Source organism: Pedomonas sp. (assembly GCF_036515995.1).
Taxonomy (GTDB): domain Bacteria; phylum Pseudomonadota; class Alphaproteobacteria; order Sphingomonadales; family Sphingomonadaceae; genus Pedomonas.
Window position 1 is genome coordinate 16316 of record NZ_DATBUP010000087.1, and the last position, 15157, is coordinate 31472.

Annotated in this window: 11 protein-coding genes; 7 read left to right on the forward strand and 4 right to left on the reverse strand. The window is 62.3% G+C overall.

The window, feature by feature from the left end; genetic code table 11:
* Positions 1 to 89 precede the first annotated feature (89 nt).
* The 5 genes from VIG90_RS06930 to VIG90_RS06950 are packed head-to-tail and all read left to right on the forward strand — an operon-like array spanning position 90 to position 6006.
* On the forward strand, positions 90 to 1247 hold the full coding sequence (locus VIG90_RS06930; RefSeq protein ID WP_331592758.1) for an isovaleryl-CoA dehydrogenase: 1158 nt from the start codon (positions 90 to 92) through the stop codon (positions 1245 to 1247).
* Positions 1244 to 2836, forward strand: coding sequence for a carboxyl transferase domain-containing protein (locus tag VIG90_RS06935; RefSeq protein ID WP_331592759.1), 1593 nt, complete (start codon positions 1244 to 1246; stop codon positions 2834 to 2836). The genes VIG90_RS06930 and VIG90_RS06935 overlap by 4 nt, the downstream gene beginning before the upstream one ends.
* Positions 2837 to 2838: 2 nt before the next feature.
* Complete coding sequence (locus VIG90_RS06940) at positions 2839 to 4707, forward strand: biotin carboxylase N-terminal domain-containing protein (RefSeq protein WP_331592760.1); 1869 nt, start codon at positions 2839 to 2841, stop codon at positions 4705 to 4707.
* A gap of 1 nt (position 4708) precedes the next feature.
* On the forward strand, positions 4709 to 5161 hold the full coding sequence (locus tag VIG90_RS06945) for a MaoC family dehydratase (protein ID WP_331592761.1): 453 nt from the start codon (positions 4709 to 4711) through the stop codon (positions 5159 to 5161).
* A complete protein-coding gene (locus VIG90_RS06950) occupies positions 5158 to 6006 on the forward strand; it encodes a CoA ester lyase (RefSeq protein WP_331592762.1) in 849 nt (282 codons plus the stop codon). Before VIG90_RS06945 ends, VIG90_RS06950 begins: the two co-directional genes overlap by 4 nt.
* 221 nt (positions 6007 to 6227) lie before the next feature.
* On the opposite strand, the gene VIG90_RS06955 is transcribed toward VIG90_RS06950, so the two are convergent.
* Both VIG90_RS06955 and VIG90_RS06960 read right to left on the reverse strand, forming a co-directional pair.
* Positions 6228 to 6902 (reverse strand): GntR family transcriptional regulator, encoded by a 675-nt coding sequence (locus VIG90_RS06955; protein WP_331592763.1) that lies wholly within the window; start codon positions 6900 to 6902, stop codon positions 6228 to 6230.
* Positions 6903 to 7622: 720 nt separating this feature from the next.
* Positions 7623 to 8156, reverse strand: coding sequence for a hypothetical protein (locus VIG90_RS06960; protein WP_331592764.1), 534 nt, complete (start codon positions 8154 to 8156; stop codon positions 7623 to 7625).
* A gap of 147 nt (positions 8157 to 8303) precedes the next feature.
* Here VIG90_RS06960 and VIG90_RS06965 point away from each other — a divergent pair, with 147 nt between their 5' ends.
* Positions 8304 to 11483 carry a bifunctional cytochrome P450/NADPH--P450 reductase gene (locus VIG90_RS06965; protein WP_331592766.1) on the forward strand — a complete coding sequence of 1060 codons (3180 nt, stop codon included), beginning with the start codon at positions 8304 to 8306 and terminating at the stop codon, positions 11481 to 11483.
* A gap of 280 nt (positions 11484 to 11763) precedes the next feature.
* Here VIG90_RS06965 and VIG90_RS06970 read toward each other — a convergent pair whose 3' ends face one another.
* Positions 11764 to 12033: a type II toxin-antitoxin system Phd/YefM family antitoxin gene (locus VIG90_RS06970; protein WP_331592767.1), complete on the reverse strand. Its 270-nt coding sequence runs from the start codon at positions 12031 to 12033 to the stop codon at positions 11764 to 11766.
* Between the two features lie 605 nt (positions 12034 to 12638).
* Positions 12639 to 13460 carry a helix-turn-helix transcriptional regulator gene (locus tag VIG90_RS06975; RefSeq protein WP_331592768.1) on the reverse strand — a complete coding sequence of 274 codons (822 nt, stop codon included), beginning with the start codon at positions 13458 to 13460 and terminating at the stop codon, positions 12639 to 12641.
* A 136-nt stretch (positions 13461 to 13596) separates the two neighbouring features.
* On the opposite strand from VIG90_RS06975, the gene VIG90_RS06980 reads away from it, so the two are divergent.
* On the forward strand, positions 13597 to 14916 hold the full coding sequence (locus VIG90_RS06980) for a tetratricopeptide repeat protein (protein WP_331592769.1): 1320 nt from the start codon (positions 13597 to 13599) through the stop codon (positions 14914 to 14916).
* Positions 14917 to 15157: the final 241 nt, after the last annotated feature.

Sequence of the window (15157 nt, forward strand, 5' to 3'; positions counted from 1 at the left end):
GAAAAACCTATATAAGGCAGCCATAAAAATCAATTTTTATAATGAATCTTGTAGATTTATGGTTCTGTCAAATTCAGGGAGGATGCCTGATGAGTGCGCCAAATCTTGATTTCCAGCTGGGTGAAAACGCAGAGATGATCCGCGAGGTAACGTCGCGGTTTGCAGCAGAGCAGATCGCGCCGCTCGCTGCGCGCATCGATGCTGAAGACGTGTTCCCGGTCCATCTCTGGCCGCAGATGGGCGAACTTGGTCTTCATGGTATCACGGTCGATGAAGCCGACGGCGGCCTTGGCCTGGGCTACCTCGAGCATGTGATCGCCTGCGAGGAAATCTCTCGTGCGTCGGCTTCCATCGGCCTGAGCTATGGCGCCCATTCCAACCTGTGCGTCAACCAGATCCGCCGCTGGGGCACTGCCGAGCAGAAGGCGAAGTATCTGCCCAAGCTGATTTCCGGCGAGCATGTCGGGTCTTTGGCGATGTCCGAGGCCGGTGCCGGCTCCGACGTGGTTGGCATGAAGCTGCGGGCGGACAAGGTGAACGGCGGCTGGAAGCTGAACGGCACCAAGTTCTGGATCACCAACGGCAGCTATGCCGACACGCTCGTGGTTTATGCCCGCAGTGACGCCGATGCCGGCTCCAAGGGCATCACCGCCTTCTTGATCGAGAAGGGAATGCCGGGCTTTTCCGTGGGCCAGAAGATCGACAAGATGGGCATGCGCGGGTCGCCCACAGCGGAGCTGGTCTTCTCCGACTGTTTTGTGACGGACGAGAACGTCATGGGTCCGGTCGGCGGGGGCGTGAAGGTGCTCATGTCCGGCCTTGACTACGAGCGGGTCGTCCTGTCGGGCATCCAGCTCGGCATCATGCAGGCCTGCCTTGATGTGGTGCTGCCCTATGTGCGCGAGCGCAAGCAGTTCGGCCAACCGATCGGCGCGTTCCAGCTGATGCAGGCGAAGATTGCCGACATGTACGTCGCGCTGAACTCCGCGCGCGCCTATGTCTATGCGGTCGCACGCGCCTGTGACGCCGGCCAGACCACCCGCTTCGACGCGGCAGGTGCCATTCTCCTGGCGTCCGAGAACGCGGTCAAGGTTGCCCTTGAGGCCGTCCAGGCGCTGGGCGGTGCCGGTTACACCAAGGATTGGCCCGTCGAGCGCTTCCTGCGGGATGCCAAGCTTCTGGATATCGGGGCGGGCACCAATGAAATCCGGCGCATGCTGATCGGGCGGGAGCTTGTGGGCCAATGAAACTGACCAGTCTGGTCGACCCCGGCTCCGAGGAGTTCAAGGCGAAGGCCGTCCACAACCGGGCCCTGGCAGAGGAACTGAGGGCTCGCGTGGCAGCCGCCGCCCTTGGTGGCGCCGAGAAGCACCGCGAGCGCCACGTGGCGCGCGGCAAGCTCCTGGCGCGGGATCGCGTGTTCCGCCTGCTGGACCCTGGCTCTCCGTTCCTGGAAATCGGGGCCCTGGCAGCCAACGGCCTTTACGACGACGAGGCAATTGGCGCCGGCATGGTGTGCGGCATCGGCCGCATCTCGGGCCGCGAGTGCATGATCGTTGCCAATGATCCGACGGTCAAAGGCGGTGCCTACTTCCCGCTGACGGTGAAGAAGCATCTGCGCGCGCAGGAAATCGCGCTCGAGAACGAGCTGCCTTGCATTTATCTGGTGGACTCAGGCGGTGCGAACCTGCCCCACCAGGCAGAGGTTTTCCCGGACCGGGACCATTTTGGCCGCCTGTTCTACAACCAGGCGCAGATGTCGGCAAAGGGCATCCCGCAGATCGCCTGCGTGATGGGCAGCTGCACCGCGGGCGGGGCCTATATTCCAGCGATGTGCGACGAGACGGTGATCGTGCGCAATCAGGGCACGATCTTCCTGGCCGGGCCGCCCTTGGTCAAGGCCGCGACCGGCGAGGACATCACCGCCGAGGATCTGGGCGGGGGGGATCTGCACGGGCGCAAGTCGGGCGTCGTCGATCATGTGGCGGACAATGACGAGCACGCGCTCCTGATCGTGCGGGACATCGTGGCGACGCTCAACCGGCCAAAGCCCGCGTCGGTTGAACTGGCCGCGCCGGTGCCGCCGGCCTTCGACCCGGAGGAGCTTTACGGCATCATCCCGCAGGATGTGCGCGCGCCTTATGACGTACACGAGGTCATCGCCCGCATCGTCGATGGCTCGGAATTTCACGAGTTCAAGAAGCTTTACGGCACGACGCTGGTCTGTGGCTTTGCCCGCATCTGGGGCATGCCTGTTGCCATTCTGGCCAACAACGGCGTGCTGTTCAGCGAAAGCGCGGTCAAGGGCGCGCACTTCATCGAGCTGGCCTGTCAGCGCCGCATTCCGCTGCTGTTCCTTCAGAACATCTCCGGCTTCATGGTCGGTGGCAAATACGAAGCCGAAGGCATCGCAAAGCATGGCGCAAAGCTGGTGACGGCCGTGGCGACGGCACAGGTGCCCAAGATCACGGTGCTGATCGGCGGAAGTTTCGGTGCCGGCAATTACGGGATGTGCGGCCGGGCCTACCAGCCCCGCTTCCTGTTCACCTGGCCGAACAGCCGGATCAGCGTGATGGGCGGCGAGCAGGCAGCAAGCGTGCTTGCAACCGTCCACCGGGACGCCGGAAAGTGGACGCCGGAAGAAGCAGAAGCGTTCAAGGCGCCGGTCCGGGCCCGCTACGAGGCCGAGGGCAATCCCTACTTCGCGACGGCCCGCCTGTGGGATGACGGCATCATCGATCCGGCCCAGACCCGGGACGTCGTCGGCCTTGCGCTTTCGGCAACGTTGAACGCGCCCATTCCGGAGCGGGCTCAGTTCGGCATCTTCAGGATGTAACCATGATCCAGTCGCTTCTTATTGCCAATCGCGGCGAGATTGCCCGCCGCATCATTCGCACGGCCCGGCGTCTGGGAATTCGCACGATTGCAACCTATTCGCAGGCCGACGCCAGCATGCCGTTCGTGCGGGAGGCCGACGAAGCGGTCCTGATCGGCCCTGCGCCTTCGCGTGAAAGCTATTTGGTGGGTGAGCGGATCATCGCGGCGGCGCAGGCAGCCGGGGCGCAGGCCATTCACCCGGGCTACGGCTTTTTGTCGGAAAATGCCGAGTTTGCCGAGGCGGTCGAGGCCGCAGGCCTCGTCTGGGTTGGTGCGCCTGCCGCCCCCATCCGCGCCATGGGCCTGAAAGACGCGGCCAAGAAGCTGATGATCGAGGCTGGCGTGCCGGTCACGCCCGGCTATCTGGGAGACGATCAGAACCCAGGTTTCTTGCGCGAGCAAGCGGACAAGATCGGCTATCCTGTGCTGATCAAGGCCGTGGCCGGCGGCGGCGGCAAGGGTATGCGCCGGGTTGATCGGGCTGAGGATTTTGCCGATGCGCTGGCATCTTGCCAGCGGGAGGCCGCATCCTCCTTTGGCGATGATCGCGTGCTGCTTGAGAAGTACATCCAGTCACCTCGGCACATCGAGGTGCAGGTTTTCGGCGACCAGCACGGGCAGATCGTTCACCTGTTCGAGCGAGACTGCTCGCTTCAGCGGCGTCATCAGAAGGTGATCGAGGAAGCCCCCGCACCGGGCATGGATGACGCCACGCGCGCAGCCGTTTGCGATGCGGCCGTGCGCGCCGCCAAGGCCGTGAATTACGTGGGTGCTGGCACCATCGAGTTTATCGCGGATGGCTCGCAGGCGCTGTCGGCTGATCGCATCTGGTTCATGGAGATGAACACCCGGTTGCAGGTGGAGCATCCGGTCACTGAGATGATCACCGGACAGGATCTGGTGGAGTGGCAGCTGCGTGTTGCCAGCGGCGAGCCGCTGCCGTGCCGGCAGGAAGACCTGACGATCAGCGGCTGGGCCATGGAGGCGCGACTTTACGCCGAGAACCCCACCAACAACTTCCTGCCCTCGATTGGCCGTCTGGATCATCTGCGCATGCCCTCTGATGTGCGCATCGACAGCGGGGTGGAGCAGGGGGATGAGGTCAGCCCCTACTATGACCCGATGATCGCCAAGCTGATCGTGCACGCCCACAGCCGTCAGCGGGCGGCCGCCCAGCTGTCCCAGGCTTGTGCTCAGGTGGAGGTATGGCCGGTCAAAACCAATGCCGCCTTTCTGGCGCGGGCGGCGGGCCATACGGACTTCGTCGCCGGACGGGTCGACACAGGCTTCATCGAACGTCATGCGGACGCGCTGGTGCCTTCGGCCGAGCCTTCGCAAGAGGTCACGGCCGCGGCCGCGGCCGCATTGCTGTCGACGTCAGGGCAGGATCCTTGGGCGACCCTGCGCGGCTTCAGGAGCGCTGGGGCGCCGGAGCAGCGGGTGGCGGTGGAGATCGGCGGACACGGCCATGTCGTGATGGCTGATCCCACTTGCCGGCCATCGACAGCCGTTGTCGGGAGCGAGCGGGTGCTGTTCCTGCGCGGCGAAGCCTGGACCTTCGCGCAGCCCGTTGCCGGAGATGCCGTCGGTGGTGCCAGTGCATCGGACGGCGTGGTCACGGCGCCGATGCCCGGGCGGATCGTCTCGGTGCATGTCTCGGCGGGCGAGGAGGTGCGCGCGGGCGACCGGCTGCTGGTGATGGAAGCCATGAAGCTGGAGCAAGCTCTGACCGCGCCCTTTGACGGCGTGGTCGAGCAGTTGTCAGCAGAGCCGGGGCAGCAGTACCCCGAGGGCACGGTCCTTGCCCGGATTGCAAAAAAGGCTGAATGACATGACGGGACGTTGGTTTGACGACTGGCAGATCGGCGACAGGCTTGCGCACGAGATCCGGCGCACGGTGACCGAGACGGACAACCTGCTGTTCTCCGTCATGACCCACAACCCGCAGCCTCTGCACATCGATGCCGAGGCGGCAAAGGCCTCCGAGTTCGGGCAGATACTCGTCAACGGTACCTATACCTTTGCCCTGATGGTTGGTCTGTCCGTGGGCGACACCACGCTTGGCACGCTGGTGGCCAACCTTGGTTACCAGGACCTGGTGATGCCGAAGCCGGTGTTCATTGGCGACACACTGCGCGCTGAATCCGAGGTGGTCGAGAAGCGCGAAAGCAAGTCCCGGCCGGATGCAGGCATTGTGACGTTTGCACACCAGCTTCTCAACCAGCGGGACGAAGTTGTCTGCAAATGCCTGCGCAGCGCCTTGCTGAAGCGGAGGCCCGCATGAAGCTGCGTTCGCTACTTTTTGTGCCGGGCGACCGGCCGGAGCGGTTCGAGAAGGCGGCGGCCAGCGGTGCAGATGCACTGATCCTTGATCTGGAAGACGCGGTCGCGCCCGAGCGAAAGCCGCAGGCGCGCGAAGATGTGGTGCGCTACCTGTCCGCGCGCAAAGGCGGCCTGCTTGTCCTCGTGCGGTTCAATCCGCTCGGCAGCGAATTCTTGAAGGCCGACCTGGATGCGCTGGCCGGCCAGGCGTTCGACGGCCTGGTCTTCCCCAAGGCGGAAGGCGCGGCCAGCGTCAGCCAGCTGGACCGGGAACTGTCGGTGCGCGGGCTGGATCAGCTGCCGCTCCTGCCGATCGCCACGGAAACGCCCGCCGCAGTCTTCCAGCTTGGCACTTACCGCGATGTGCGGCACCGCCTGCTTGGTGTGACCTGGGGGGCGGAGGATTTGCCGGCAGCCATTGGTGCTCGGACGTCGCGCGAAGCAGACGGCAGCTACACGCCGCCCTATGAAATGGCGCGCTCGCTCACCCTGTTTGCGGCCCATGCCGCTGATGCGGCGGCCATCGAGACAGTTTATCCGAATTTTCGCGATGAGGAAGGGCTCGCCCGGTATACCGCACGGGCCGCTCGGGACGGCTTTGTCGGCATGATGGCGATCCACCCGGTGCAGGTTCCGATCATCAACAGGGCGTTCACGCCCAGCGCGGAGGACATCGAGCATGCCCGCCGAGTGGTCTCCATCTTTGAGGCCAATCCCGGGGCTGGGGCCCTTCAGCTCGATGGCAAGATGATCGATGCGCCCCATCTGCGCCAGGCAAGGCGCTTGCTGAGCCTTGTTGACTTGTAAGGGCTACGCTGCTGCCTGCTCGAAGGACCCTCAGGCCCGTTTTAGCAAGGCTGACCTACCGGCTGCAGGGCCGGCACGTCATCCAGCGCGTCGTTAACGATTATAGGATTGTCTTTTCTGGTATTTTTCGGTGGACAGCTGAGGGCTTCACCGGTGTTTGCATGGACGCTGCAACAACCTACTGCGCTCTCGGGCAGGTTTCAGGTGGCTCAGAGCCCGGGTTAGAACACTGCCGGTTCGCGGGCCAAAGCCGCTTGCAGTCGCTGGGAATGGACCTCGAACGCCATGACGGCTTTGGGGAAATCCCGCACTAGAGCAGCCTCATGGGCCTCCTCGTAGCCGCTCAAGTAAAGGTCCCAGTTTTCAACCTTGAGCTCTGCTGCCATCGACCTGCGATAATGATAAACGTGCAGGCTCTCCAGCAGGTACGTCAGGTACGGATTCCCGGATAAATCGATAACTGCTCGGTGATAGTTTTCAATTTTCTCCGTCAGTAGCAAATAGTCTCGCTCGGCCTTGGCATGCCTCATCGCGGCCATGATGGGCTCCAGTTGGGCTGCCAGCATTTGCTCATCATTTTTACGGATTGCACTGAAGAGCGCGCCGGCATTCAGGCAGGCGAGGGTCTGCACCATATCGGCCAGTGCCTGCCGGTCGAGCTTGCGGACCCAGGCGCCACGGTTCGGGATAAGCTCAAGTACGCCTTGACCTGCCAGCATGCGCAGGCCTTCCCGCACCGGTCCGCGCTTTAAATCCAGTGAATTGCAGATATCGGCCTCAACCAGCTTCTGGCCTGGCGACAGACGTCCATCGGCAACACAAGCTTTAAGATACGCAATCACCTTGTCGACCGAGGCCGACGAGCCACGCAAAGAAGAAAACGGCGCATTCATCATGACTGTGCGATACCATGGATTTCTATTCGGCATTAGTAGATTTTCGTTGATTGGTAAAATGCTAACAAGAACCGTTGCCTGTTGCCGGCCAATTCAAGGGGCGATCTGCCTGAATTGATTGCGTGCGCCAAGTGCGAACCACCGGTTTGCACTTGGCGGCGTCATCATGCCTATTTCAGTAGTGCAGGGCCTGGTGTCCTAACCTGCTACGCAAGGGGTCTGTTGACCCCCGACGTCACTCACAGCTGGATAGTTTGCTTTAAAGGCAGCGGCTCGACTGCCAAGGCGTTGCTCTGGCCGGCCGGCATCTCGGCTAGGGTTTGTCCTTGATCGAGATCCGCCGATATGGGCGTTGCAGGCGGGGAGCAGGGCGAGGGCCGGGCAGGCAACTCCAGGGCCAGATCCTCATAAGGACGAAGCAGGGCATGCTCCGGTGAATGCATAAAGAGTGTAACATGAGCGTACAAATCCGAGGCACAGCATGATCGTCAAGGCAGGCAGCCCGGCTGCAATAAATGCCGCTTTCAGCACGAACTGGACTTGAGCACCGGCACCTCGCCAGAATGTTTCCGCTTGGGTGAGTTATGCGTTTTGCCAGCGCAGGGTGGGAAGTTCCGGCTGGTAAGAGGCGAGCTGAGGTAGCCCGCATTCATCCCGATTTGATCGTCTCATTTTCAGTGACGCTCCTGCAATTGGCAGCCTGGCACCGGAACAGGTCCATCAGCTCTCAGCGGACCTGATGTCTCCGATCAGATCAGCAACCAGTTCTGCAACCTGTCTCGACATGACGTCGGCCGGCAAAGTCTGCTCCGCCCGCAACCATCGGATGGAAAGCCATGTCAGGCCGCTTGCGAAGAATTCCGTCGCGATGCGTACGCGCGCCGGTGCGCCAGCCAGGGCCTCCATTGCCTCGGGCAAGAGTCTGGCTGCTGTAAAATCAATGAGTTCAGCAAAAAAACCGGCAGTGCCTGCCGCGTCCATGACGCGGACGTAGAACGTCCGATGGGCGCTCAGGTGCTCGTAGAGAGGCTCCGCCCGCTTGATGATGCGATCCTGCAGTTCTGCGACCGTCAGCACTGTCCCGGGCGGCAAGGGGTCTGGAAAAGGAAACGCTGTCTTCAGCCGATGAAAGCCCGCAACGCGTGCAGCCGTCAGGACGTCCGGAAACTGCTGATAAAAGGTCGGCCGCGTCACGCCGGCCGCGCTGACGACCTGCGTGATCGAAATGTCCGCCAGCGGCGTCGTCTCGATCATCGCCGTGATCGCCTGAATGATCGCGTCCCGGCTTCTCTCCAATCGCGCGTCCACGGCAACTCACCTAATCACTTTACAAACGTCAATCATCTCTATAACCTTTACGTTTGTAAGCTATCTTCGTTGGTAGATCAAGGAGCCCTGCTCTTGTTGTCATCCGCCGCCATTCCGCAGCCTCCCCTCAAGCCCATTATAGGCAATCTTGCCGAGCTGGATACGACGAGGCCTGTTCAGAGCCTCATGCGCCTGGCGCAGGAGTATGGGCCGTTCTTCAAATTGAAGATCTTCAGCCGCACAGTGTACGTGGCAAGCTCGCAGGAACTGGTCAACGAACTCTGCGATGAGGCGCGGTTCAACAAGAAGGTGCATCTCGCCCTTGAAGAGCTTCGGACCGTTGGCGGCGACGGCCTGTTCACGGCCTACAACGAAGAGCCGAGCTGGGCCAAGGCACACCGGCTCCTGATGCCGTCCTTCGGGCCGATCGGCGTCCGCTCCATGTTCCCCGGTATGCTCGACATTGCCGACCAGATGTTCACCCGCTGGGAGAGGTTCGGCCCCGACAGCGTGATCGATGTCGCCGACGATATGACCCGGCTGACGCTCGATACGATCGCGTTGTGTGCCTTCAGCTACCGCTTCAACAGCTTCTATCAGAACGAGATGCATCCCTTCGTCGGCGCCATGGTCGGTGCCCTCAGTGAAGCGGGGCAGCGGGCGCGGCGGCCCGAGCTGGTCAACAGTCTTCTGCTGTCCAAAGCACGCCAGTATGCCGCCGATCAGGAGATGCTGAACAAGGTTGCGCGCGGCCTCATCAATGAGCGCCGGCGTGATCCGCGCGGCGGCGAAAAGGACGATCTGCTCAACGTCATGCTCAACGGCGTCGACCCGGTGACAGGCGAGAGGCTCAGCGACGAGAACATCGGATATCAGATGGTCACGTTCCTGATTGCCGGCCATGAGACGACGAGCGGGTTGCTGTCCTTTGCCACCTATCTTCTCCTTAAGAACCCCGACGTATTGCAGACGGCGCGCCGTCTCGTTGACGATGTTCTGGGTGACGAGACGCCCCGCATCGAGCATATGGCGCAGCTGCGCTATATCGAGCAGATTCTGATGGAGAGCCTGCGCATTTGGCCGACAGCCTCCGTCTTTGCGGTCAAGCCCTTAGCTGACACCATACTTGCTGGCAGGTACCCGCTGGCGCCGACAGATACGGTAATGATATTGGCGCCCATGCTCCATCGCGACCCGGCAGTCTGGGGCGAGGATCCCGAGGCGTTCGTGCCGGAGCGGTTCGCGCCCGAGAACGCCGAGAAGCTCCCGCCCAATTGCTGGAAACCCTTCGGCAATGGTGCGCGCGCCTGCATCGGCCGGCCGTTTGCCATGCAGGAAGCCCAGCTGGTCCTCACGATGATGCTTCAGCGCTTCGACTTCATGCTCGAGGATCCCGGCTATACGCTCAAGATTCATGAGACTCTGACCATCAAGCCGGAGGGGCTGCGTATCCGCGCCAAAGCCCGGCGGCAATCCGGATCGCTGGCACGCACATCAACGCTCGCGACGCCGGCGCCGGCTCTGCAGCGGGACCCCAAGCCCGTGCCGGCAGTGGAGAAGGCCACAGATCTCCTTGTGCTCTACGGCAGCAATACCGGCTCATCGGAGGCGTTTGCCAACCGCCTTGCGGCCGAGGCCACACGCCATGGCTTCCGGCCGACGATCGGTGCCATGGACGAGTTCACTGGACGCCTGCCCGCGGCAGGCGGCCTGATCGTGGTGACGGCTTCCTATGAAGGCCAGCCGCCTGACAATGCGCGCCAGTTCGTGAGCTACATTGAGAGTGTCGACAGCGCATCGCTGGGTGGGCTCAAGTACGCGGTGTTCGGCTGCGGCAACCGCCAGTGGGCGAGAACCTACCAGGCCATTCCAAAGCGGGTCGACGCTGCCCTGGCGGCGGCGGGTGCCAAGCGCATCACTCAAAGGGGCGAGGCCGATTCCGGTGGAGATTTCTTCGGGATGTTCGATGCTTGGGCCGAGAACGTCTGGCCGGAGTTCGAGAAGGCGTTCGGCCGTGAGCCGGTCGAGGCCGCTATCGGCGAAAAGCTGGCCGTGGAATTCGTCAGGGCCGGGCGAGAAAACCTGCTGCGCCTGGGCGAGCTGCAGCGGGGCGTCGTGGTAGAGAACCGCGAACTGGTCGACCTTTCAAAGCCCGGCGCCCACTCCAAGCGTCACATCGAGTTTGCCTTGCCCAGAGGCGTGTCCTACCGCGCAGGTGATTATCTGGCCATTCTGGCGCGCAATCCCGACGCAACGGTGAACCGCGTGCTGCGCCGCTTCGGTATTGCGGCCGACACCCAGATCATCCTGCGCAAGAGCAGCACCGGCACAAGCGGGCTGCCGACCGATCAGCCGATCAGCTGCGGCGATCTCTTCACCAATTTCGTCGAGCTGTCCCAGCCGGCGACCAAGGCCCAGGTTGCAGCCCTGGCGAGCGCCACCCGCTGTCCTCCGGAAAAGCAGGTTCTCCAGCGGCTTGCCGGGGATGATTACGAGACCGAGGTTCTGGGCAAGAGGGTGAGCGTGATTGATCTTCTGGAGCAGTTCCAGTCCTGCGAGGTCGATCTGGCCGGCTATGTTGGGATGCTGCCGCCGATGCGTGCACGGCAGTATTCGATCTCGTCGTCTCCGCTCTGGAATCCAGACCATGCCACACTCACGGTGGCAGTCGTCGATGCCCCGGCGCTCTCTGGGCAAGGCAGATACCAGGGTGTGGCATCGTCCTACCTGGCAAGCTTGCAGCCGGGTGATCGCGTGTCGCTTGCCGTGCGCCCCTCCAATTCCAGGTTCCACCCGCCGGCTGATCCCAGAACACCGATCATCATGATCTGCGCAGGCTCAGGGATAGCGCCTTTCCGCGGTTTCCTGCAGGAACGGGCCATTCAGAAGGCAGCCGGCCAGGACGTCGGTCCCGCGCTGCTGTTCTTCGGTACGACAGATCCTGAGGTCGATTACCTTTATTATGACGAACTGGCCGCATGGCAGCGAGACGGCGTGGTCGAAGTCCTGCCAGCATTCTCGGCAAAGCCTGATGGCAACATCAAGTATGTCCAGCATCGGGTCTGGGCCGAGCGTAAGCGCATCGAGGAGCTGTTCCGGCAAGGCGCCATCGTGTTCGTCTGCGGTGACGGCAGGCACATGGTGCCAGCCGTGCGCGAGGCCTTGGTCAAGGCAATCAAGGAAGCAACCGGCTACAGCGACGCCGAAGCCGAGAAGTGGGCCGATGTGCTTGAGCATGAACGCGGCCGCTATGTCTCCGACGCGTTCGCCTGAGGGTGGACATGTCCAAGGTCGTTTGTCGGGACCGTGAGACGCTACAGACGCTGCCTGATGGATAAGCGAACTTGATGCCCAGCGCTGCTAATATTTTTGAGGAGCTGCCTCGCTCAGGAAACTGCTCCAAAGCTACTGACCGAACCCATTAATTGATCAAGAGCTTGGTTGGCGTTCGCTCAATAGTTGAACTCGCAGATGCAAAATTAAAAGGGTTTCAGATGCTGCTCCGCGTACTGAGTACGGAGTGCATGATAGCGGTCCGGTTTATTCGTCAGGTTTATGCTCGCTTGCTGCGCAGGCGAGCCACCACATCTGTCGCCGGCTCGATCCGGCCCGCGTCGACATCCTGACTGCCAAGAGCCAGGATCTTTAGAAGAGCCAGAGTTTCTCGGGTTTCTTCAAAAGAGGCGATGTCCTGCAACACAGCCTTGGCTTCACCATTCTGTGTGATGACCAAGGGCCTACGTTGCTTGGACACTTGCATCAGCATTTCGGCAGCATTGGCCCTGAGGTAACTGATGGATTTCACTTGCGACGAGCAGGACATGGGTTTCCGCTTTCCAATCCGGCCAGGTCCAAACCTGGTTTTTTAGGGTCTTAACCTAACAGTTGAGCACCGCGGTTGCCTACGTTGCCCTGTGACGGCGTGACCAGTTCGCTCAGCGGCCTTGCTAAGGCTGAGCCAATTCTTTCATCAGTCTACGATGCCATATCACAAGGCAGTTGAAGACTGGAAATGGCTGAACTCTACCTGGCAACTTCGCATAGCGATCGTGCCTGAGCTTCTGCCTGTTGGCTTGTAGGGATCATCCGAGTTCCATCGTTGTCGATGTCGACATAATGGCTGCGCCGTTCAAGTGGACAGTCGACGGATGACATCCGGTTCGGAATGAATCATCGCTGCCAAGGCTGGTGTATGAGTCCAGCTTGCTGGCAAAAACAGAGCCGGGCAAAGGGGGCGGTACTGGCTCAATGCCTTACAGGGCGAGCAGGACTACCAACATCAAGGAGCAAAGGCATAGCAGCCAGCTTGGCGCAATCCTGCGCAACGACCTTTCTGTGCGACCCCAGGTTTATCCTGCGCTGCGGGCCGCAGGTTTAAAAGCGCGATTGCCGCCTGTGGGCTGGGCGATGCTGACCTCAAATCTGTGATCAAACTTCCGACCCTCGCGGCGGTCTTGCCCACTGTCTTGGTGCTTCGCCCCGCATGAAGGCTTGTGGGCTGGCCCCCATGCTCGTGCGGAAGGCATAAATGAAGGCCGAGGGCGAACCATAGCCGAGCTCCAGCGCTACCTGGGTCACATCCATCCCTCCGCCCAGCAGCTCGATTGCCTTGAACAGCCGCATGCGGCGTCGCCATGACCGCAGGCTCATGCCCACCTCGGCTTCGAAGCGGCGGGTCAGCGTGCGGGAGGACATGCCAAGCTCCCGGCCCCATGCATCCGCTGAGCGTGGATCCGCCGGGCTCGCGTAAAGCGCTTCGCATAGGCGCGCAAGACTTGCCCCTTGCGGCCAGGGCAGGGCGGCAAAGACCGGCCGCGCGCGGCACAACTGGTCAAGGATGAGCCGGGTGACCCGGCCCGCATAGCCGTCGTCATCCGCTTCGTGCTGGAGCTGGGCGACTTCTGCAATCAAGGCTTTCAGAAGCGGTCCGACGCCATAGACGGTCGGCTCCTCTGGCAGGGCGAAGGTCGATCCGCTGGCGATCCAGAGGCTGCGGAATTCGGCTCCAAGCAAGGAGCCGACGCGATGGGCCATGCCGACAGGCAACCACACGGCCTGCTCCGGCGAAATGACGTAGGACCGGCCCGGAATGCCGACAGCCAGAACGCCGGAGATGGCATAGACCAGCTGCCCCCAGGCGTGTCTGTGCTCGGGAAAGTAGCTGCGCGCCGGAAGGGTCTGGGCCCGCAGGGTCAGCGGGTCGGGCGGCAGCGCATCTGCGGGAGCCTCAAGCGTGTTCCAGTCCAGCATAGGCGCTTGTCCGATATTCGATATAAAATGTCGTTTAGTCGAAAGACCGACAGACGCAAGGCGGTTATGGTGTGGCAGTGCCTGGCGGTGGCTCCGTCACGCTGCCAAAAGCACAGGACAACCAGAAAGATCCGTCATGGCGTGTGTCGATAATTACGGACTTCCCCTTTCAACTGCCTCGGACAAGGCCGCCAGGCTTTATCGGGACGGTGTGGCCCTCATGCTTGCCGCCTGGCCTGGAGCGGCCGAGACGCTCGATACCGCACTCGAGGCCGACCCTGATTTTGCACTGGCGCACGCGGCGCGCGCCCGGTTGCATGCCATGCGTGCCGAACCTGGCGAGGCGCACGCACGGATCGTGATCGCCAGGCAGAAGGTTGCGTCAAAAGGCTCCGAGCGCGAGCAGAGCCATGTCGAGGCGCTTGCACTCGCGATCACTGGCCAGTCGCAGAAGGCGCTGGAGCATGCGCTCACCCATGCCGAGCGCTGGCCGCAGGACACGGTCATCCTGTCGCTACCGCTCGGCGCATTTGGCCTTTTCGCCTTTTCGGGCAGGGCGGATCACAATCAGGCCCGGGTTGATCTGTGCGAGCGGCACGCAAGGCACTTCAATGCTGACGACTGGTGGTTCCTGACCTATCGCGGCTGGGCGCTGGCGGAAAATGGGGCGGCCTACCGCGGCCGCGCCATGCTGGAGCGCGCGTTTGAGTTGCGCCGGGAAAACGCGAACGGCGTCCACGCCCTGGTGCACGCCATGTTCGAGGGCGGGGCGGGAGACGAGGCCGAGGCGCTCATTGCAGGCTGGCTGCCGGACTATGACCGCAGCGGTATTTTGCATGGTCACATCGCCTGGCACGCAGCGCTGGCCGCGCTCGAGCGCGGCGATGCCGACGCAGCCCTTGCTCTTTATGCGGACCACGTGCAGCCTTCGGCGTCGCAGGGCACGCCGATCAACATCGTCAGCGATGCCGCATCGCTCCTGTGGCGGCTGAAGGTCTATGGCCATGCGCTGCCCCAGGGGCTCTGGCAGCAGGCCGCCGACTATGCACGCCAGGCTTTTCCGAGGCCGGGGCACAGCTTCATTGACCCGCACATGGCGCTGATCGAAGCGGCGACGAACCAGCGCGCGGCGCTCGCCCAGCGCATCACCATGCTGGAAGAACGTATAGGAAATGGCTCGCTCGGTGCTGGCTGGGTCGTCCCGGCGATCGCCCGCGCAGTACAGGCCTTTGTCGAGGCGGACTATGCCGGATGCGTGCGCATTCTGGAGCCTTATGCGGAAGACGTCGTGCGGATCGGCGGCAGTGGCGCGCAGCGCGAGGTCATCGAGGATACGCTGGTTGTCGCCCTGATGCGCGGCGGCGAAATCGAGAAGGCGCGCGCTCTACTCGACCGCCGTCTCCATCGCCGCCCGTCGCCGCGTGATGCGCGCTGGCGCGCCCAGTTGACGGCTTGAGGCGGGGGATATCTCAGGAGCCCCGGCAACGGCCGAATGCCGATCGCCTGCGGATGCTCGCTGCAGCACGCGTGGTACCATCGCCCGGCTTGCGATCGCACAGGCCTTGGCCGGCGCTTCCCGGGCTCCATATTGCCATTGCATATTCCTAATCGTTTCGGAATAGTATCAAGCCGCAACGGTTTGAGAGAATGATATGGGCATCCAGCGCTTCTTTTCCTGCCAGATGTACCTGCCCGCG